This is a genomic window from Pseudomonas fitomaticsae, assembly GCF_021018765.1.
In the GTDB taxonomy this organism is placed as follows: domain Bacteria; phylum Pseudomonadota; class Gammaproteobacteria; order Pseudomonadales; family Pseudomonadaceae; genus Aquipseudomonas; species Aquipseudomonas fitomaticsae.
Genome location: NZ_CP075567.1, coordinates 5,474,180 through 5,493,440, shown reverse-complemented (window position 1 = coordinate 5,493,440; position 19,261 = coordinate 5,474,180). Strand labels below are relative to the sequence as shown.

20 protein-coding genes are annotated in these 19,261 nt (G+C 60.4%); 19 read left to right on the top strand and 1 reads right to left on the bottom strand.

All coding sequences use genetic code 11. The annotated features are described in order from the left end of the window. Window positions 1-114: 114 nt before the first annotated feature. The 19 genes from iscR to KJY40_RS24670 all read left to right on the top strand — a co-directional run bounded on the left by iscR (window position 115) and on the right by KJY40_RS24670 (window position 17,154). The gene (gene iscR, locus KJY40_RS24760) at window positions 115-606 is read left to right on the top strand and encodes a Fe-S cluster assembly transcriptional regulator IscR (protein ID WP_007956690.1); all 492 of its coding nucleotides are present in this window, start codon (window positions 115-117) and stop codon (window positions 604-606) included. 50 nt (window positions 607-656) lie between these two features. Beyond that, window positions 657-1,871: an IscS subfamily cysteine desulfurase gene (locus KJY40_RS24755; RefSeq protein ID WP_230733357.1), complete on the top strand. Its 1,215-nt coding sequence runs from the start codon at window positions 657-659 to the stop codon at window positions 1,869-1,871. Between the two features lie 101 nt (window positions 1,872-1,972). Then, window positions 1,973-2,359 (top strand): Fe-S cluster assembly scaffold IscU, encoded by a 387-nt coding sequence (iscU, locus tag KJY40_RS24750; RefSeq protein WP_003227907.1) that lies wholly within the window; start codon window positions 1,973-1,975, stop codon window positions 2,357-2,359. A 34-nt stretch (window positions 2,360-2,393) separates the two neighbouring features. Then, window positions 2,394-2,717 (top strand): iron-sulfur cluster assembly protein IscA, encoded by a 324-nt coding sequence (iscA, locus tag KJY40_RS24745; RefSeq protein ID WP_003227904.1) that lies wholly within the window; start codon window positions 2,394-2,396, stop codon window positions 2,715-2,717. 8 nt (window positions 2,718-2,725) lie between these two features. Beyond that, window positions 2,726-3,247 carry a co-chaperone HscB gene (gene hscB, locus KJY40_RS24740; protein ID WP_115079111.1) on the top strand — a complete coding sequence of 174 codons (522 nt, stop codon included), beginning with the start codon at window positions 2,726-2,728 and terminating at the stop codon, window positions 3,245-3,247. Between the two features lie 51 nt (window positions 3,248-3,298). Beyond that, window positions 3,299-5,164, top strand: a complete 1,866-nt coding sequence (gene hscA / locus KJY40_RS24735; protein WP_230733355.1) for a Fe-S protein assembly chaperone HscA — start codon at window positions 3,299-3,301, stop codon at window positions 5,162-5,164. Continuing rightward, window positions 5,164-5,505 carry an ISC system 2Fe-2S type ferredoxin gene (gene fdx, locus KJY40_RS24730; RefSeq protein WP_007956685.1) on the top strand — a complete coding sequence of 114 codons (342 nt, stop codon included), beginning with the start codon at window positions 5,164-5,166 and terminating at the stop codon, window positions 5,503-5,505. Before hscA ends, fdx begins: the two co-directional genes overlap by 1 nt. Window positions 5,506-5,519: 14 nt before the next feature. Next, complete coding sequence (gene iscX, locus KJY40_RS24725) at window positions 5,520-5,720, top strand: Fe-S cluster assembly protein IscX (protein WP_027619659.1); 201 nt, start codon at window positions 5,520-5,522, stop codon at window positions 5,718-5,720. Window positions 5,721-5,808: 88 nt separating this feature from the next. Then, window positions 5,809-6,234, top strand: a complete 426-nt coding sequence (ndk, locus tag KJY40_RS24720; protein WP_007916882.1) for a nucleoside-diphosphate kinase — start codon at window positions 5,809-5,811, stop codon at window positions 6,232-6,234. Between the two features lie 29 nt (window positions 6,235-6,263). After that, complete coding sequence (gene rlmN / locus KJY40_RS24715) at window positions 6,264-7,412, top strand: 23S rRNA (adenine(2503)-C(2))-methyltransferase RlmN (protein WP_007956683.1); 1,149 nt, start codon at window positions 6,264-6,266, stop codon at window positions 7,410-7,412. A 12-nt stretch (window positions 7,413-7,424) separates the two neighbouring features. Further along, window positions 7,425-8,183: a type IV pilus biogenesis/stability protein PilW gene (pilW, locus tag KJY40_RS24710; protein ID WP_179693821.1), complete on the top strand. Its 759-nt coding sequence runs from the start codon at window positions 7,425-7,427 to the stop codon at window positions 8,181-8,183. After that, the gene (locus tag KJY40_RS24705) at window positions 8,183-9,241 is read left to right on the top strand and encodes a RodZ domain-containing protein (protein ID WP_230733353.1); all 1,059 of its coding nucleotides are present in this window, start codon (window positions 8,183-8,185) and stop codon (window positions 9,239-9,241) included. The genes pilW and KJY40_RS24705 overlap by 1 nt, the downstream gene beginning before the upstream one ends. A 3-nt stretch (window positions 9,242-9,244) precedes the next feature. Next, window positions 9,245-10,354 carry a flavodoxin-dependent (E)-4-hydroxy-3-methylbut-2-enyl-diphosphate synthase gene (gene ispG, locus KJY40_RS24700; protein WP_007956680.1) on the top strand — a complete coding sequence of 370 codons (1,110 nt, stop codon included), beginning with the start codon at window positions 9,245-9,247 and terminating at the stop codon, window positions 10,352-10,354. Between the two features lie 22 nt (window positions 10,355-10,376). Next, entirely contained in the window at window positions 10,377-11,666 is a 1,290-nt protein-coding gene (gene hisS, locus KJY40_RS24695; protein ID WP_230733351.1) for a histidine--tRNA ligase, read from the top strand. A 41-nt stretch (window positions 11,667-11,707) separates the two neighbouring features. Next, window positions 11,708-12,349: a tetratricopeptide repeat protein gene (locus tag KJY40_RS24690; protein ID WP_011335807.1), complete on the top strand. Its 642-nt coding sequence runs from the start codon at window positions 11,708-11,710 to the stop codon at window positions 12,347-12,349. Next, a complete protein-coding gene (gene bamB / locus KJY40_RS24685; RefSeq protein ID WP_039765728.1) occupies window positions 12,342-13,493 on the top strand; it encodes an outer membrane protein assembly factor BamB in 1,152 nt (383 codons plus the stop codon). The genes KJY40_RS24690 and bamB overlap by 8 nt, the downstream gene beginning before the upstream one ends. A 141-nt stretch (window positions 13,494-13,634) precedes the next feature. After that, window positions 13,635-15,107 (top strand): ribosome biogenesis GTPase Der, encoded by a 1,473-nt coding sequence (gene der / locus KJY40_RS24680; protein ID WP_230733349.1) that lies wholly within the window; start codon window positions 13,635-13,637, stop codon window positions 15,105-15,107. A gap of 119 nt (window positions 15,108-15,226) precedes the next feature. Then, on the top strand, window positions 15,227-16,375 hold the full coding sequence (locus KJY40_RS24675) for a pyridoxal phosphate-dependent aminotransferase (RefSeq protein WP_230733347.1): 1,149 nt from the start codon (window positions 15,227-15,229) through the stop codon (window positions 16,373-16,375). Beyond that, a complete protein-coding gene (locus KJY40_RS24670) occupies window positions 16,363-17,154 on the top strand; it encodes an amidohydrolase (protein ID WP_230733345.1) in 792 nt (263 codons plus the stop codon). The genes KJY40_RS24675 and KJY40_RS24670 overlap by 13 nt, the downstream gene beginning before the upstream one ends. A 200-nt stretch (window positions 17,155-17,354) precedes the next feature. Here KJY40_RS24670 and leuA read toward each other — a convergent pair whose 3' ends face one another. Further along, the gene (leuA, locus tag KJY40_RS24665) at window positions 17,355-19,034 is read right to left on the bottom strand and encodes a 2-isopropylmalate synthase (protein ID WP_230733343.1); all 1,680 of its coding nucleotides are present in this window, start codon (window positions 19,032-19,034) and stop codon (window positions 17,355-17,357) included. Window positions 19,035-19,261 lie beyond the last annotated feature (227 nt).

The window sequence follows — 19,261 nt, the reverse complement described above, 5'->3', positions numbered from 1 at the left end:
TCATTCGCGCGCTCTTTTGCGGGTAAACCCGACTAAAGCACTAGGTCTTATAGTTGACTTAAATGCTCGGGAATTGCATACTCCCGCCCATTCCGAACTCCGTGGTAATTGTCCATGCGACTGACTACAAAAGGCCGATACGCCGTGACCGCCATGCTTGACCTGGCGTTGCACGCGCAACACGGGCCGGTGTCCCTGGCCGATATCTCCGAGCGCCAAGGCATCTCCCTGTCCTATCTCGAACAGCTTTTCGCCAAGCTGCGCCGCAGTAACCTGGTTTCCAGTGTTCGCGGTCCGGGCGGTGGCTACCAGTTGTCCCGCGACATGCAGGGCATCCAGGTGGCTCAGGTGATCGATGCGGTGAACGAATCGGTCGATGCAACAAAATGCCAGGGCCAGGGCGATTGCCACTCCGGTGACACCTGCCTGACCCATCACCTGTGGTGCGACCTGAGCCTGCAGATTCACGAATTTCTCAGCGGTATCAGCTTGGCCGACCTCGTAACTCGCCGTGAGGTGCAGGAAGTGGCCCAGCGTCAGGATCAGCGTCGTTGCAATGGCAAGGCGCCGCGCCTGGACAAGATTGAAGCGTCCGCCGTCGAATGACAGCCAGAGAGCTAGCGGCACGCCAGCCAGCCTGATTTAGGAGATAGTCCATGAAATTGCCGATTTACCTTGATTACTCTGCGACCACCCCGGTCGATCCGCGCGTTGCGCAAAAAATGAGTGAATGCCTGCTGGTCGACGGAAACTTCGGTAACCCGGCATCCCGTTCCCACGTGTTCGGCTGGAAAGCCGAAGAGTCCGTCGAAAACGCCCGTCGTCAGGTGGCCGATCTGGTCAACGCCGATCCGCGTGAAATCGTCTGGACCTCCGGTGCCACCGAGTCCGACAACCTGGCAATCAAGGGCGCGGCACATTTCTACGCCTCCAAGGGCAAGCACCTGGTCACCTCCAAGATCGAACACAAGGCTGTCCTCGACACCATGCGCCAGCTTGAGCGTGAAGGTTTCGAAGTCACCTATCTCGATCCGACCGAAGATGGCCTGATCACCCCGGCCATGATCGAAGCCGCGCTGCGCGAAGACACCATCCTGGTGTCGGTAATGCACGTGAACAACGAAATCGGCACCGTCAACGACATCGCCGCCATCGGTGAGCTGCTTCGTTCGAAGGGCATCCTGTTCCACGTCGACGCCGCTCAGTCCACCGGCAAGGTCGAAATCGACCTGCAGAAACTGAAAGTCGACATGATGTCGTTCTCCGCCCACAAGACCTACGGCCCTAAAGGCATTGGTGCGCTGTACGTCAGCCGCAAGCCGCGTGTGCGCATCGAAGCGACCATGCACGGCGGCGGTCACGAACGTGGCATGCGTTCCGGCACTCTGGCGACTCACCAGATCGTCGGCATGGGCGAAGCGTTCCGTGTGGCCAAGGAAGACATGGCTGCCGAAAACGTCCGCATCAAGGCGTTGAGCGACCGCTTCTACAAGCAGGTCGAGCATCTGGAGGAGCTGTACGTCAACGGCAGTCTGACCGCCCGCGTTCCGCACAACCTGAACCTGAGCTTCAACTACGTTGAAGGCGAGTCGCTGATCATGGCGCTCAAGGATCTGGCGGTTTCGTCCGGTTCGGCCTGCACCTCGGCGTCGCTTGAGCCTTCGTACGTACTGCGCGCCCTGGGCCGCAACGACGAACTGGCACACAGCTCGATCCGTTTCACCTTCGGCCGTTTCACCACCGAAGAAGAAATCGACTACGCCGCGCAGAAAGTCTGCGAGGCCGTTACCAAGCTGCGCGCTCTGTCGCCGCTGTGGGACATGTACAAAGACGGCGTCGATATCTCGAAGATCGAGTGGGCGGCACACTAAATATAGAAGCCGCCGGATACAGATCCTGTAGCGACGCGGCGGTTTACGCAGCGCAGTTGCAGGGTCTCAAGAGCGGCCCTGATGAGTGAGGATTGAGAATCATGGCTTACAGCGAAAAGGTCATCGACCACTACGAAAACCCGCGTAACGTCGGCAAGATGAATGCCGAAGACCCGGATGTCGGTACCGGCATGGTCGGCGCTCCGGCGTGCGGCGACGTGATGCGTCTGCAAATCAAGGTCAACGACCAGGGCGTTATCGAAGACGCCAAGTTCAAGACCTATGGCTGCGGTTCGGCTATCGCCTCCAGCTCCCTCGCCACCGAGTGGATGAAGGGCAAGACCCTGGACGAAGCTGAAACCATCAAGAACACTCAGCTGGCCGAAGAACTGGCCCTGCCGCCAGTGAAAATCCACTGCTCGGTTCTCGCTGAAGACGCCATCAAGGCCGCCGTTCGCGATTACAAGCAGAAGAAAGGCTTGATCTGACTTTCAAGATTTGGCGACGAGTAAGGAGTCAACGATGGCTATCAGCATGACAGAAGCGGCTGCTCGACACGTGCGGCGCTCCCTCGACGGGCGCGGCAAGGGTGAAGGGATTCGTCTGGGTGTTCGCACCACGGGCTGTTCCGGCCTTGCCTACGTGCTGGAGTTTGTCGACGAGGTGGTTGCAGAAGATCAGGTGTTCGAGAGTCACGGCGAAAAAGTGATTATCGACCCGAAAAGCCTGGCCTACCTCGACGGCACCGAGCTCGATTTCGTCAAGGAAGGGTTGAACGAAGGCTTCAAGTTCAACAACCCCAACGTACGCGGTGAATGTGGCTGCGGCGAAAGCTTCAACATCTGAGGCTTGTCGTGGGTATTCCTTGTCATTTCGCTTTATTCGAGCTGCAGCCGGGCTTTCGTCTGGATCTCGAGCAGTTGGCCACGCGCTATCGCGAGCTGGCGCGCGGCGTTCATCCTGACCGCTTTGCCGATGCTTCCGAGCGCGAGCAGCGGTCGGCGCTCGAACAGTCTGCGCGGCTCAACGATGCCTACCAGACACTCAAGAGTCCGGCCCAGCGTGCACGCTACCTGCTGACCATCAGCGGGCATGAAGTGCCGATGGAAGTCACCGTCCACGATCCCGAGTTTCTTCTGCAGCAGATGCAATGGCGCGAAGAGCTCGAAGATCTGCAGGACAGTGCCGATCTGGACGGTGTCGCGGCTTTCAAGCGTCGCCTGAAAACCGCCCAGGAAGCGCTCAACGAAAGCTTCGCAGCCTGTTGGGATGATGCAGCGCAACGCGAGCAGGCCGAACGCCTGATGCGGCGCATGCAGTTCCTCGACAAGCTCACCTACGAAGTGCGCCAGTTAGAAGAGCGCCTCGACGATTAACCCAGTGCCGCTCCGGTCGCACGCCTGATATACAGATAAGTCCTGATCACGATGGCCCTACTGCAGATCGCCGAACCCGGCCAAAGTCCTCAACCGCACCAGCGTCGTCTGGCTGTGGGGATCGACTTGGGTACTACCAATTCGCTGGTCGCTGCGTTGCGCAGTGGTCTTTCCGAGCCGCTGGCCGACGCCGAAGGGCGGGTCATCCTGCCTTCCGCCGTGCGTTATCACGCCGATCGCGTCGAAGTCGGCGAGTCAGCCAAACTGGCTGCGTCCTCCGATCCTCTGAATACCGTGCTGTCGGTGAAGCGTCTGATGGGGCGTGGTCTGTCCGACGTCAAGCAACTGGGCGATCAGCTGCCGTACCGCTTTGTCGGTGGCGAATCGCACATGCCGTTCATCGACACCGTGCAGGGTCCGAAGAGCCCGGTCGAAGTCTCCGCCGATATCCTGAAAGTATTGCGTCAGCGCGCTGAAGCCACCCTTGGCGGTGAGCTGGTGGGCGCGGTGATCACCGTGCCGGCGTATTTCGACGATGCTCAGCGCCAGGCCACCAAGGACGCGGCGAAACTCGCCGGTCTGAACGTGCTGCGTCTGCTCAACGAGCCGACCGCGGCAGCGGTGGCATACGGTCTGGATCAGCATGCCGAAGGCCTGGTCGCCATTTACGACCTGGGTGGCGGTACATTCGATATTTCGATTCTGCGCCTGACCGGCGGTGTCTTCGAAGTCCTGGCCACTGGCGGCGATAGCGCGCTGGGCGGCGATGACTTCGATCACGCGATTGCCGGCTGGATCATCGAGAACGCTGGCTTGTCCGCCGACCTCGATCCGGGCGCACAACGCAGCCTTCTGCAGGCCGCCTGCGCCGCCAAAGAAGCTCTGACGGATGCCGACAGCGTTGAAGTTGCCTATGGCGACTGGAAGGCGCAGCTGACCCGCGAAGCCTTCGATGCGCTGATCGAACCAATGATTGCTCGCAGCCTGAAAGCCTGCCGCCGCGCCGTCCGCGATTCCGGCGTCGAGCTGGAAGACGTGCACGCCGTGGTCATGGTCGGTGGTTCGACCCGCGTTCCACGTGTTCGCGAAGCCGTCGCCGAAGCCTTCGGTCGTCAGCCGCTGACCGAAATCGACCCGGATCAAGTGGTGGCCATCGGTGCCGCGATTCAGGCCGATACGCTGGCCGGCAACAAGCGCGATGGCGGCGAACTGCTGCTGCTCGACGTGATCCCGCTGTCCCTTGGGCTGGAAACCATGGGCGGCCTGATGGAGAAGGTGATTCCGCGTAACACCACCATCCCGGTCGCTCGCGCCCAGGACTTCACCACTTATAAAGACGGCCAGTCGGCCATGGCGATCCACGTGTTGCAGGGCGAGCGCGAGCTGATCAGCGATTGCCGCTCCCTGGCTCGCTTCGAATTGCGCGGCATCCCGGCGATGGTGGCCGGTGCGGCGAAAATTCGCGTGACCTTCCAGGTCGATGCCGACGGTCTGCTCAGCGTTTCTGCCCGAGAATTGGGTTCGGGCGTTGAAGCCAGCATCCAGGTCAAGCCGTCCTATGGTCTGACCGATGGCGAAATCGCCAGGATGCTGAAAGATTCGTTCCAGCATGCCAACGACGACAAAGTCGCCCGCGTTCTTCGCGAGCAGCAAGTCGATGCCCAGCGCCTGATCGAAGCGGTGCAGGGCGCTCTTGAGGCGGATGGCGAGCGTTTGCTTGACGCCGAAGAGCGCATGGTCATCGATCTGCAGGTGCAGGAACTGACCGAACTGATGAAAGGCACCGATGGTTACGCCATCGAGCAGCAGACCAAGCGTCTGTCGCAAGTGACCGATGCTTTTGCTGCCCGTCGTATGGATCAGACGGTGAAAGCCGCTCTGTCCGGGCGCAATCTGAATGAAATCGAGGATATCTGATGCCGCAGGTCATTTTTCTGCCCCACGAGAAGTTCTGCCCTGAAGGCATGGTTGTCGACGCTGCGCCTGGCACGTCGATCCTCGAACTGGCTCACGAACACCACATCGAGATGGAAAGCGCCTGCGGCGGCGTCTGCGCCTGCACCACTTGTCACTGCATCATCCGCGAGGGTTTCGACTCGCTGGAAGAAGCTGACGAGTTGGAGGAAGATTTCCTTGATCGTGCCTGGGGTCTGGAAGCCCAGTCGCGCCTGGCTTGTCAGGCGATCGTCGGTGAAGAAGACATCACCGTCGAAATTCCGAAATATTCGCTTAACCATGCGGCCGAAGCGCCGCACTGACTGGTAAGACTGTCATGAGCTACGGTTGGAATGATGTTCAACGTATTGCAGAAGAGCTGGCCGAAGCCAAGCCGGATGTCGATCCGCTTTCTGTCAATTTCGTCGATTTGCAGCGATGGATCATGGAACTTCCCGACTTTGATAACACCTCTGGCCGTGTTGGCGAGAAGGTGCTGGAAGCGGTTCAGGCTCTCTGGATCGAAGAAGTAGACTGATCGTCCTCGCAGGTTAGGCAATACCCAAGAACCCGCGTATAATTCGCGGGTTTAATTTTTCGCAAATTACCGTTTCTGGAGTTACACCATGGCTGTTCAACGTACTTTCTCCATCATCAAGCCTGACGCCGTTGCTAAAAACGTGATCGGCGAGATCACTACTCGTTTCGAAAAAGCCGGCCTGCGCGTTGTAGCTTCGAAACTGAAGCAACTGTCCAAAGCCGAAGCCGAAGGCTTCTACGCTGAGCACAGCGCTCGTGGTTTCTTCGGCGACCTGGTTGCCTTCATGATCTCCGGTCCTGTTGTTGTTCAGGTTCTGGAAGGCGAAAACGCTATCGCTCTGAACCGTGAGCTGATGGGCGCTACCAACCCTAAAGAAGCTGCTGCCGGCACCATCCGTGCTGACTTCGCTGATTCCATCGACGCCAACGCTGTACACGGTTCGGACTCCGAAGCCGCTGCTGCTCGTGAAATCTCGTACTTCTTCGCAGCTACTGAAGTAACCACTCGCTAAGCATTGGCTTAAAGAGTGAAGGTGAATCCATGACTACATCGACTGTTAAAACCAACCTGCTGGGTCTGACCCAGCCGGAAATGGAAAAATTCTTCGACTCAATCGGGGAGAAGCGTTTCCGTGCCGGTCAGGTAATGAAATGGATTCACCACTTTGGCGTCGATGATTTCGACGCCATGACGAACGTCAGCAAGGCCTTGCGCGAAAAGCTCAAGGCTGTTGCTGAGGTCCGTGGTCCCGAAGTGGTCAGCGAGGACATTTCCAGTGACGGCACCCGCAAGTGGGTGGTGCGCGTGGCGTCCGGCAGCTGCGTCGAGACCGTTTACATCCCTCAGGGCAAACGCGGCACTCTGTGCGTTTCGTCCCAGGCAGGCTGTGCCCTGGACTGCAGTTTCTGCTCCACTGGCAAGCAAGGCTTCAACAGCAACCTCACCGCCGCCGAAGTCATCGGCCAGGTGTGGATTGCCAACAAATCCTTTGGCAGTGTTCCGGCTACCATCGACCGCGCCATCACCAACGTGGTGATGATGGGCATGGGCGAACCGCTGCTGAACTTCGACAACGTCGTGGCCGCCATGCATCTGATGATGGATGACCTGGGCTACGGGATCTCCAAGCGCCGCGTGACCCTGTCCACGTCGGGTGTGGTGCCGATGATCGATGAGCTGGCCAAGCACATCGACGTATCCCTGGCGTTGTCCCTGCACGCACCGAATGACGCATTGCGTAACCAATTGGTGCCGATCAACAAGAAATATCCGCTTAAGATGCTGCTCGAGTCGTGCCAGCGCTACATGTCCGAACTGGGCGAGAAGCGCGTGCTGACCATCGAGTACACCTTGCTCAAGGACGTCAACGACAAGCTTGAGCATGCCGTGGAAATGATCGAGTTGCTGAAGAACATTCCGTGCAAGATCAACCTGATCCCGTTCAACCCGTTCCCGCATTCCGGGTACGAGCGGCCGAGCAACAACGCCATCCGCCGGTTCCAGGATCAGCTTCACCAGGCCGGTTTCAACGTCACCGTGCGCACCACTCGTGGTGAAGACATCGACGCGGCTTGTGGTCAATTGGTAGGGCAGGTGCTGGATCGCACCCGTCGCAGCGAACGTTACATCGCCGTGCGTGAGTTGAGCGCCGACAGCGATCTGGCACAGAACGCCGCGAACACTAACTAAGAGAGGATCTCTATGTCCCTGCGCTTTGCGCTGCTGTTGCTGTTGGCCAGCCTGTGTGCTGGCTGTGTCCTGTCGGGCGATTACAACCCGATGAAGACCAGCAAGGGCCGTGACGAAGCGCGGGCTGCTTACGTGCAGCTGGGGCTGGGATACTTGCAGCAGGGCATGACCGAGCGGGCCAAGGTTCCACTGAAGAAAGCACTGGAGCTGGACGGTTCGGATCCCGACGCCAATGCCGCGCTGGGGCTGGTATTCCAGGCCGAAATGGAACCAAAACTGGCTGACGAACACTTCCGCAAAGCCTTGTCCTCCCGTCCCGCCGATGCGCGCATCCTCAACAACTACGGCAGTTTTCTTTACGAAGAACAGCGTTACAAGGAAGCCTACGAGCGTTTTGAACAGGCGGCCGCCGATACCCTGTATCCTGAGCGTTCGCGAGTGTTCGAGAACCTCGGCATGACGGCGGCGAAGCTCGGGCAGCGTGATCTGGCGCAGCAGCAGCTGGAAAAAGCGCTGCGTTTGAACCGCCAGCAGCCACGGGCTTTGCTGGAAATGGCTGAGTTGTCATTCGAAGACAGGCATTATGTGCCCGCGCGTGACTATTACGACCGTTTCAGCCAGCTCTCCGAGCAAAATGCACGTAGTCTGTTGCTCGCCGTTCGGTTGGCAAAAGTATTTGAAGATCGCGACAAGGCCGCCAGTGCGGGCCTGCAATTAAAACGACTCTATCCCGGTACGCCGGAATATCAGCAATACCTGTCGGAGCAATGATGAAAGCGGCGCATCCCGAAGTTGTAGCAGCGAATCGCGTTAACCCCGGTGAGACCCTGCGCCAGGCCCGCGAAAGCAATGGCTGGTCGCTGGCCGAAGTGGCCCTCAAGCTCAACCTCACCGTGACTTCCCTGAGCAATCTTGAAGCCGGCGCATTCGACAAGTTGCCGGGGCATACTTTCGCTCGCGGCTACATTCGCGCCTACGCCAAATTGCTCGGCATGGACCAGACCGTTCTGGTCCAGCAATTCGACCAGTCCACCGGCACCGATTCCCAGGGCAGCAACGTTCACGCCTTGGGCCGTATCGAAGAGCCAGTGCGGGTTTCCCACACCATTTTGCGTATCGTCAGTCTGTTGCTGCTGATTGCGGTCATCGGCGGCGGTTTCGTCTGGTGGCAGGATCAGACCTCGCTGCGTACCAAGGACCTGATCGGCCTGGCGCCGGAGCACGTCGAAGTCGAAGGCGCTGATGGCACCACCCAGATTCATCCGCTGGACGAGCCGGAAGACCAGGCCGTCGCGGAAGGCGAAGCCGAGGGCTCGACCGCTCTGGCGCTGCCTCAATCGGAATCCACGGCTGAATCGACCGGTGCCGAGACCGAGGCCGCAGCACCAGCCACCGCACCCGTTGCTCCGGCACCCGCTGCGCCAGCCGCTACTCCGGCTGCACCGGCTCATACGCCAGCGCCTGTGGTAGCTGCTCCAGCAACTCCCGCGCCTGCCGCCCCGGCCACGCCTGCACCGACCGTCACTGCCCCGGCAGCCCCGGTCGTCGCTGCACCCGCGCCGACAGCGCCCGTTGCTCCGGTTGCTGGTCAAGGCCAGGTTCAGGTGCAGTTCATCGCCGATTGCTGGACTCAAGTGACCGATGGCAGCGGCAAGGTTCTTTACAGCGGCCTCAAGCGCAAGGGCGACAGCCTGTCTGTCGTCGGCAAGCCCCCGTTTGCCGTGCGTCTGGGCGTTGCCCGTGGCGCGCAGGTCAGCTACAACGGCCAGCCGGTCGATGTCGCTCCGTTCACCAGTGGCGAGACCGCTCGCCTGAAGTTGGGTCAATAAGTCATGCACGGCGAATCTCCAATCAAACGTCGCGAATCGCGCAAGATCTGGGTCGGTAACGTGCCCGTGGGCGGCGATGCCCCTATCGCTGTGCAGAGCATGACCAACAGCGACACTAATGACGTCGCTGCCACCGTCGCGCAGATCAACCGTCTGGAAGCGGCCGGCGTCGACATCGTCCGCGTTTCGGTGCCGGACATGGACGCCGCCGAGGCGTTCGGCAAGATCAAGCAACTGGTCAAGGTGCCGTTGGTTGCCGACATCCACTTCGACTACAAGATCGCGCTGCGCGTGGCCGAGCTGGGTGTCGACTGCCTGCGCATCAACCCGGGCAACATCGGTCGCGAAGACCGCGTGCGTGCGGTGGTCGATGCCGCCCGTGATCGCGGGATCCCGATCCGCATCGGCGTCAACGCCGGCTCGCTGGAAAAAGACCTGCAAAAGAAATACGGCGAGCCGACGCCAGCTGCGCTCGTCGAGTCCGCCCTGCGTCACGTCGAACACCTCGAACGCCTGAATTTCCAGGACTTCAAGGTCAGCGTGAAGGCTTCCGACGTGTTCATGGCCGTTGAAGCCTACCGTCTGCTGGCCAAGGAAATCGTCCAGCCGCTGCACCTGGGCATCACCGAAGCCGGTGGATTGCGCTCCGGTACAGTGAAATCCGCCGTGGGCCTAGGTATGCTGCTCGCCGAGGGGATTGGCGATACTATCCGCATCTCGCTGGCGGCCGACCCGGTCGAGGAAGTGAAGGTCGGTTACGACATTCTCAAGTCTTTGCATCTGCGTTCCCGTGGCATCAACTTCATCGCCTGCCCGAGCTGCTCGCGGCAGAACTTCGATGTGGTCAAGACCATGAACGAGCTGGAAGGGCGCCTTGAAGACCTGCTGGTGCCGCTGGATGTCGCGGTGATCGGTTGCGTGGTCAACGGCCCCGGCGAAGCCAAGGAAGCCCATATCGGCTTGACCGGCGGCACGCCGAACCTGATTTACATCGACGGCAAGCCGTCGCAGAAACTGACGAATGACAATCTGGTGGACGAGCTGGAAAAGCTGATCCGCGAGAAAGCGGCCGAGAAGGTCGAAGCTGACGCAGCGGTTATCGCGCGCGGCTGATCGAACGAATTAAGGAATTTCTGTGAGCAAGTCTCTGCAAGCCATTCGTGGCATGAACGACATCCTGCCGGAACAGACGCCGGTATGGCGTTACTTCGAAGGCACTGTTTCGCGTTTGCTGGATAACTACGGTTACAAGCAGATCCGCATGCCGATCGTCGAGTTCACCGAGCTGTTCAAACGCTCGATCGGTGAAGTGACCGACATCGTCGAAAAAGAGATGTACACCTTCGAAGACCGCAATGGCGACTCCCTGACCCTGCGTCCGGAAGGTACGGCCGCGTGCGTGCGTGCGGTGCTCGAGCATGGCATCACTGGCGGTGGCCAGGTGCAGAAGCTCTGGTACATCGGCCCGATGTTCCGTCACGAGCGTCCGCAGAAAGGCCGTTATCGCCAGTTCCACCAGATCGGTCTGGAGGTATTCAACCTCGACGGTCCGGACATCGACGCCGAGCTGATCGTGCTGACCTGGCGCCTGTGGGGCGAGCTGGGCATCCGCGATGCGGTCAAGCTCGAACTCAACAGCCTCGGCACCAGCGAGTCCCGCGGCCGTTATCGTGAAGCGCTGGTCGAGTACCTCTCGGCGCACCACGACAAACTGGACGAAGACAGCCAGCGTCGCTTGAAAACCAACCCGCTGCGCGTGCTCGACACCAAGAACGCCGACACGCAAGCCGTGCTGGTCGATGCGCCGAAGATGGCCGACTACCTGGATGACGAATCCCGTGCCCACTTCGAAGGTCTGAAGGCCCGTCTGGATGCCGTCGGCATTCCTTACGTGCTCAACCCGAAGCTGGTGCGTGGTCTGGATTACTACAGCAAAACCGTATTCGAATGGGTCACCGACAAGCTCGGCGCCCAGGGCACCGTCTGCGCGGGTGGGCGCTATGACGGTCTGGTCGAGCAGATGGGCGGCAAGCCGACCCCGGGCGTCGGTTTCGCCATGGGCATCGAGCGTCTGGTGCTGCTGCTGGAAACCCTGGAGCAGATCCCGGAAGAAATCTCCCGTCAGGTCGACGTCTATCTCTGCGCCTTCGGCGAAGAAGCAGAGCTGGCCGGTCTGGCCCTGGCCGAGCTTGTACGCGACCAACTGCCCAACCTGCGCCTGCAAGTCAATGCCGGCGCCGGCAGCTTCAAGAGCCAGTTCAAGAAAGCCGACAAGAGCGGTGCGCTGTACGCACTGATCCTCGGTGACGACGAAATGGCCCAGCAAGTGGTAGGTTTCAAACCCCTGCGTGGCCAGGGCGAACAACAAAGCATTGCCTGGGATGCGCTCGCTGCACACCTGGCCACCTGCGTCGTGCAGGGTTGAAGCTGTCTAAACAGCCGATTTAGCGATTAAGGAGTATTGGGGTGTCGAGTACCGAAGACGAACAGTTGGCGGATTTGAAGGACTGGTGGACACGCAACGGCAAACCTCTGGTCACCGGCGGCCTGTTGGCGCTGGTCATCGTGTTCGGCTGGCAGGCATATCACAAGTATCAGAGCAACCAGTCGCAAGGCGCCTCGGTGCTCTATCAGCAATTGCTGGAAACCACGCTGACCCCGGACGGCAAGCCTGACGCCGCGCGCGTTGCGGATCTGGCCGGCAAGCTCAACAGCGAATTCGGCGGTTCTGCCTACGCGCAGTACGGCAGCCTGTTCGTGGCCAAGGTTGCGGTCGACAGCGGCAAGCTGGACGACGCGGCGACCGAACTCAAGGCCATCGTTGCCAAACCGGCCAACCCGGCGCTGGGCGAAATCGCCCGTCAGCGTCTGGCGCAGGTACTGGGCGCACAGAACAAGGCCGACGAAGCCCTGAAACTGCTCGAAGGCGATGCCGACAAGTCGTTCCTGGCCACTCGCGAAGAACTCAAGGGCGACCTGCTGGTACAGCTGGGCCGTACCGACGAAGCGAACGCGGCGTATCAAAAAGCCAAGGCGGCACTGTCGGATGAAGCGGCGGTCGGTGGCCTTCAAATCAAGCTGGACGACCTGGCCAAAGGGGATGCGTGACGTGATCCGTTGGAAGCATGCAGCATTGCTGGCTCTGGCCATTCTGGCCGCGGGTTGCAGCAGCAACAGCAAAAAAGAACTGCCACCGGCCGAGCTGACCGACTTCAAAGAAGAAGTGGTCCTGCACAAGCAGTGGAGCCGCTCGATCGGTGACGGTCAGGGCGAAACGTACAACATGCTGGTGCCGGCGATCGACGGTGACACCATCTACGCAGCCGACGTGACCGGTATCGTGATGGGCCTGGATCGCGGCAACGGCGACGTGAAATGGAAGAAAGACCTCGAACTGCCTGTGTCCGGCGCCGTTGGCGTGGGTTACGGTCTGGTCATGGTCGGCACCCTGCGCGGTGAAGTCGTTGCCCTCGACGCCATCAACGGTGAAGAGAAGTGGCGCTCGCGCGTCAACAGCGAAGTCCTCGCGCCACCGGCCAACAACGGTGACGTGGTGGTGGTACAGACCCAGGACGATCGTCTGATCGGTCTGGACGCGTCCACCGGCAACCAGCGCTGGGTGTATGACAGCACTCCGGCCGTCCTGACCCTGCGCGGCACCAGCGCACCGATCGTCACCAACCGTCTCGCGGTGGCTGGCCTGTCGACCGGTAAGGTGGTCGCTCTCGACATTTCCAACGGCGTGCCGGTCTGGGAACAGCGGATCGCGATTCCACAAGGTCGTTCGGAACTGGAGCGCGTGGTCGACATCGACGGTGGTCTGCTGCTGTCCGGCGGCACCCTGTACGTTGCCAGCTATCAGGGTCGCGTTGCGGCACTGGATCTGGAAAGCGGCCGTCAACTCTGGCAGCGCGACGCGTCGAGCTACGCCGGTGTTGCCCAGGGCTTCGGCAACGTCTACGTAAGCCTGTCGTCGGGCACCGTTGAAGGCGTCGACGAGCGTTCCACCACAGCACTGTGGAGCAACGACTCGCTGGCCCGTCGTCAACTGTCTGCGCCGGAAGTGTTCTCCAGCTACGTTGCAGTCGGTGACCTGGAAGGTTACCTGCACCTGCTGAGTCAGGTGGACGGTCGTTTCGTCGGCCGCGAGCGCATCGACAGCGACGGCCTGCGTGCCCGTCCGCTGGTGGTGGGTGACACGATTTATGTGTATGGCAACAGCGGCAAACTGGAAGCCCTGACCATCAAGTAATGGTTTGACTATGCTTGGGGTTAATTCCCCAGGCGGCCCTGCTTCTGCAGGGTTTGCAGCACCCACGGGTGTTGCCCCGAGCACCAGCCGCTGCCTCGCAGCGGCTTTTGTATTTTCTGAAATAACGAAGTGGAGAGCCGCATGGTTCCCGTAATCGCCCTGGTGGGCCGACCGAACGTCGGCAAGTCCACCTTGTTCAACCGCCTGACCAGGACTCGCGACGCCATCGTCGGCGACTTGTCCGGTCTGACCCGTGATCGCCAGTACGGTGAGGCCAAGTGGCAAGGGCGTTCCTACATTCTGATCGACACCGGCGGTATCTCCGGTGACGAGCATGGTATGGACGAAAAAATGGCCGAGCAGTCGCTGCTGGCCATCGAAGAAGCGGATGTCGTTCTGTTCCTGGTAGATGCCAAGGCCGGTTTCACTGCAGCAGACCAGATGATCGGCGAGCACTTGCGCAAGCGTAACAAGCGTTCGTTCGTGGTGGCCAACAAGGTCGACAACATCGATCCGGAAATGGCCCGCGCCGAATTCGCTCCGATGGGCATGGGCGATGCGATTCCGATCGCCGGCGCCCATGGCCGTGGCATCAGCAATCTGCTGGAAATCGCCTTGAGCGAGTTCCCGAAGGATGCAGAAGAGCCGCAGGAAGGCGAAGAACAGGAAGAAGTTGCCGAAGGCGAGGAAGCCAAGCGCATTCCTGGTCCGAGCGAGAAGGATGGCATCAAGATCGCCATCATCGGTCGTCCCAACGTCGGCAAATCGACACTGGTCAACCGCATGCTCGGCGAAGAGCGGGTGATCGTTTACGATCAGCCGGGTACCACTCGTGACAGCATCTATATTCCCTTCGAACGCAATGAAGAGAAGTACACGCTGATCGATACTGCCGGTGTGCGCAAACGCGGCAAGATCCACGAAGAAGTCGAAAAGTTTTCCGTGGTCAAAACCCTGCAGGCCATCAAAGACGCCAACGTGGTGATCTTCGTGATGGATGCCCGCGAAGGGGTGGTCGATCACGACCTCAACCTGCTGGGCTTCGCTCTTGAGTCGGGGCGTGCGATGGTCATTGCTCTCAACAAGTGGGATGGCATGACACCAGGCGAGCGCGACTATGTGAAGACTGAGCTGGAGCGCCGGTTGTTCTTCGTCGACTTCGCCGACATCCACTTCATCTCGGCGCTGCACGGTACAGGCGTGGGTAATCTCTACGGTTCGGTGCAGAACTCGTTCAAGTCAGCGGTCACCCGCTGGCCGACCAGCCGCCTGACCCAGATCCTCGAAGACGCAGTCAGCGAGCACCAGCCGCCGATGGTCAACGGTCGTCGAATCAAGTTGCGCTACGCTCACCTCGGTGGCGCGAACCCGCCACTGATCGTGATCCACGGCAACCAGATCGAGAAGGTGCCGAACTCATACGTGCGCTATCTGGAAAACACTTACCGCCGTGTACTCAAACTGGTCGGCACGCCGATCCGTATCGAGTTCAAGGGCGGCGAGAACCCGTACGAAGGCAACAAGAACACGCTGACCGACCGCCAGGTCAACAAGAAGCGTCGTTTGATGTCGCACAACAAGAAAGCCAGCAAGAAGCGCCGCGACAAGAAGTAAGGTCGTTGCGAACAGAGAGAAGGGGCGCCGTTTGGCGCCCTTTTTTTATGGGCGCCGGATGGGCTATCCTCGGGCTCTCCCGCGCCGTCGTCAGAGCCGGGGCAGAGCAGGGAACCCCGATGATCACCAGCAAGCTGCCGAATGTCGGCATCACTATTTTCACGCAGATGTCTCAGCTCGCGGCGCAGACCGGAGCGATCAACCTTTCCCAGGGTTTTCCCGATTTTGACGGCCCGCAGGCACTGCGCGACGCGGTTGGTCGACACATCGCCAGCGGCCATAACCAGTATTCGCCCATGACCGGCCTGCCGGCGCTGCGCCAGCAGATCGCGGCGAAAATCGCCCGCAGTTACGGCGCCAACGTAGATGCCGATACCGAAGTGACCGTCACACCGGGTGCGACCCAAGCAATCTTTTGTGCGATCCAGGCGGTTATCCACAGCGGCGACGAAGTCATCGTGTTCGACCCAGCCTACGACAGCTACGAGCCAGCAGTAGAGCTGGCCGGTGGGCGCTGCGTGCATGTGCAGTTGGGCCTGAAAGATTTCTCCATCGACTTCGACAAACTCAGCGCAGCCCTGAGCCCGCGCACGCGGATGATTATCCTCAATACCCCGCATAACCCGAGCGGTGCATTGATCAGTCGTGCCGAGCTGGATCAGTTGGCGGCGTTGATTCGCGACCGCGACATCTACGTGATCAGCGACGAAGTCTACGAACACCTGGTGTTCGACGGCGTGCCTCACGTCAGCGTGCTGGCCCATGAAGAGCTGTATCAGCGCGCCTTCGTGGTCAGCTCGTTCGGCAAGACCTATCACGTCACCGGCTGGAAAACCGGCTACGTCGTGGCGCCACCGGCCCTGACGGCGGAGCTGCGCAAGGTGCATCAATACGTCAGTTTCTGCGGTGTGACGCCATTGCAGTTCGCTTTGGCCGATTACATGGCCGAGCATCCGGAACACGTCGAAGAACTGCCGGGTTTCTATCAGGCCAAGCGCGATCTGTTCTGTGATCTGCTGGCGCCGTCGCGATTCAGTTTCACCCGGGTCACCGGCACCTATTTCCAGCTGGTCGATTACTCGCAGATTCGCCCCGACCTGAACGATGTCGAGATGGCGATGTGGATGACCCGCGAGCACGGCGTGGCGAGCATTCCGGTGTCGGTGTTCTACCAGAATCCACCCGAAGGCCAGCGCCTGGTGCGCCTGTGCTTTGCCAAACGTGAGGAGACGCTGCGGGACGCGGCGGCCAAACTATGCGTGATCTGAGTGCGTTGCCCGATCTCAATCTGTCGCTGATCCAGACCAGCCTGGCCTGGCATGACCGTCAGGCCAATCTCGAACATTTCGACGCTTTGCTGGAGCAGGCGCGTGGTGCGGATCTGATCATCCTGCCGGAGATGTTCACCACCGGATTTTCCATGGAATCCGAAACCCTGGCCGAAGCCGAAAACGGCCCGACCAGCAAATGGCTGCGGGCCCAGGCGGCGAAGCTGAACGCGGTCGTCACGGGCAGCGTGATCATCCAGGCCGCTGACGGCAGCCACCGCAACCGCTTGCTGTGGGCGCGGCCGGACGGCGAAGTGCTGCATTACGACAAGCGTCACCTGTTCCGCATGGCCGGCGAGCACAACCACTACACACCCGGCGAACGCCAGGTGCAGTTCGAGCTCAAGGGCTGGCGGGTGCGGCCGCTGATCTGCTACGACTTGCGCTTCCCGGTGTGGAGCCGCGACGCTCAGGACACCGATCTGCTGTTGTACACCGCCAACTGGCCGGGTGCGCGGCGTCAGCACTGGAACCGCTTGCTGCCGGCCCGGGCGATTGAAAACCTGTGTTATGTGGCGGCGGTCAACCGCGTCGGCACCGATGGCAAGGGTTTCGCGTATACCGGCGACAGTCAGGTGCTGGATTTCCAGGGTGAGACTTTGCTCGCGGCCGGAGAGGCTGACGGAGTCTTCAAGGTGGTTCTGGAAGCGGCTGCGCTGGCTGCTTACCGCGAGCGGTTCCCGGCGAATCTGGACGCGGATACCTTCGAATTCACCTGAGTTTTTGCGTAGTTTGTACGGGCCCCATCGCGGGCAAGCCCGCTCCCACAGAGACCGGTGTGCACTCAATGTCATGTACACCAGAAAACCCTGTGGGAGCGGGCTTGCCCGCGAAGGGTCATTACAGACAGCACTAAAATGGCAGGCAAAAAAAGGCCCCGGAGTTCGCACTCCGGGGCCTTTTGCATTGCAGCGGTCAGTTACGCCGCTTTCGCTTCCGGCTGGCTCAGCGAGCGGTTCAGCGCGCTGAACAGGGCCTTGAAGCTGGCAGTGGTGATGTTTTCATCGATGCCCACGCCGTGCACCGCACGTTCGCCGTTCACACGCAGTTCGATGTAGGCCGCCGCCTTGGCGTTGGTGCCCGCACCGATGGCGTGTTCGTTGTAGTCCATGATCTCCACCGGAATCGGCAGACCGGCCACCAGCGCTTCCAGCGCGCCGTTGCCCTTGCCGCGCCAGTGCAGGTTGGTTTCGCCCTGACCCTTGCTCGCCACTTCCACTTCGACGGCGCTGTTGCCGTTTTCTTCCTGCAGGCGATGGCTGACCAATGCGTACGGGGTGTTGGCTTGCAGGTATTCGCTGTGCAGCAGTGCGTGGATTTGCTGCGCGGTCATCTCCAGGCCCAGGCGATCGGTTTCACGCTGCACGACCTGGCTGAATTCGATCTGCATGCGACGTGGCAGGCTGATGCCGTATTCCTGCTCCAGCAGGTAGGCGATGCCGCCCTTGCCCGACTGGCTGTTGACGCGGATCACCGCCTCGTAGCTGCGACCGATGTCGGCCGGGTCGATCGGCAGGTACGGTACTTCCCACAGTGCGTCGGATTTCTGCTGGGCGAAACCCTTGCGGATCGCATCCTGGTGGGAGCCGGAGAAGGCGGTGTGCACCAGGTCGCCGACATACGGGTGACGTGGGTGAACCTGGATCTGGTTGCACTCTTCGACGACTTTGCGCACGCCGTCGATGTCGGAGAAGTCCAGTTGCGGGTCGAGACCCTGGGTGTACATGTTCAGTGCCACAGTCACGAGGTCGACGTTGCCGGTACGCTCGCCGTTGCCGAACAGGCAGCCTTCGACGCGGTCGGCGCCGGCCATCAGGCCCAGCTCGGTGGCGGCCACGCCGGTGCCTCGGTCGTTGTGGGTGTGCAGGCTGATGATCACGCTGTCACGACGGTTGATGTTGCGGTGGAACCACTCGATCTGGTCGGCGTAGACGTTCGGCGTCGCGCATTCAACAGTGGCCGGCAGGTTGAGGATGATCTTGCGCTCAGGCGTCGGGTTCCAGACCTCGATCACCGCGTCACAGACTTCCTTGGCGAATTCCAGCTCGGTGGCGCTGAAGGTTTCCGGCGAGTATTCGAAGGTCCACTCGGTGTCCGGCTGCATGGCCGCGTATTTGACGAACAGCTTGGCAGCGTTGACGGCGATGGCCTTGATCCCGTCCTTGTCCTGGTTGAAGACGATGCGACGGAAAGAAGGGGAGGTGGCGTTGTACAGGTGAACGATGGCTTTCTTCGCCCCGCGCAGGGATTCGAAGGTGCGCTCGATCAGGTCTTCACGGCCCTGGGTCAGCACTTGAATAGTGGTGTCGTCCGGGATGTGGCCGTCTTCGATCAGGGTACGCACGAAGTCGAAGTCGGTTTGCGAAGCGGCCGGGAACGAGGCTTCGATTTCCTTCACGCCCACTTGCACCAGGGTTTTCCAGAAACGCAGCTTTTTCACCGCGTCCATCGGCTCAATCAGTGACTGGTTGCCGTCACGCAGGTCGGAGCTGCACCAGATTGGCGCTGCATCGATGGTTTTCGACGGCCAGGTGCGGTCCGGCAGATTGATCACTGGAAACGCGCGGTATTTCGAAGACGGATCTTTGAGCATGCTCATCGGGAAATTCCTTGTTGTCTGGGCCGAAAAGAGGCGGCCTGCCGGTGGAACGAACGTTCTTGGAAAAGCGTGGGACGAGGCGCAGCGATTCAGCCCGGCAGTCGTGCGCTGACGAGGCACAGGCTGCGGTGCTGGCGAAGCTGAATGAGGGTGTGAGAGGTTTTCATGCCTTCAACCCTAACCGCGGGGGATGAGGATGGCAAGCAGTCGAAAAAAATTGAGAGGAA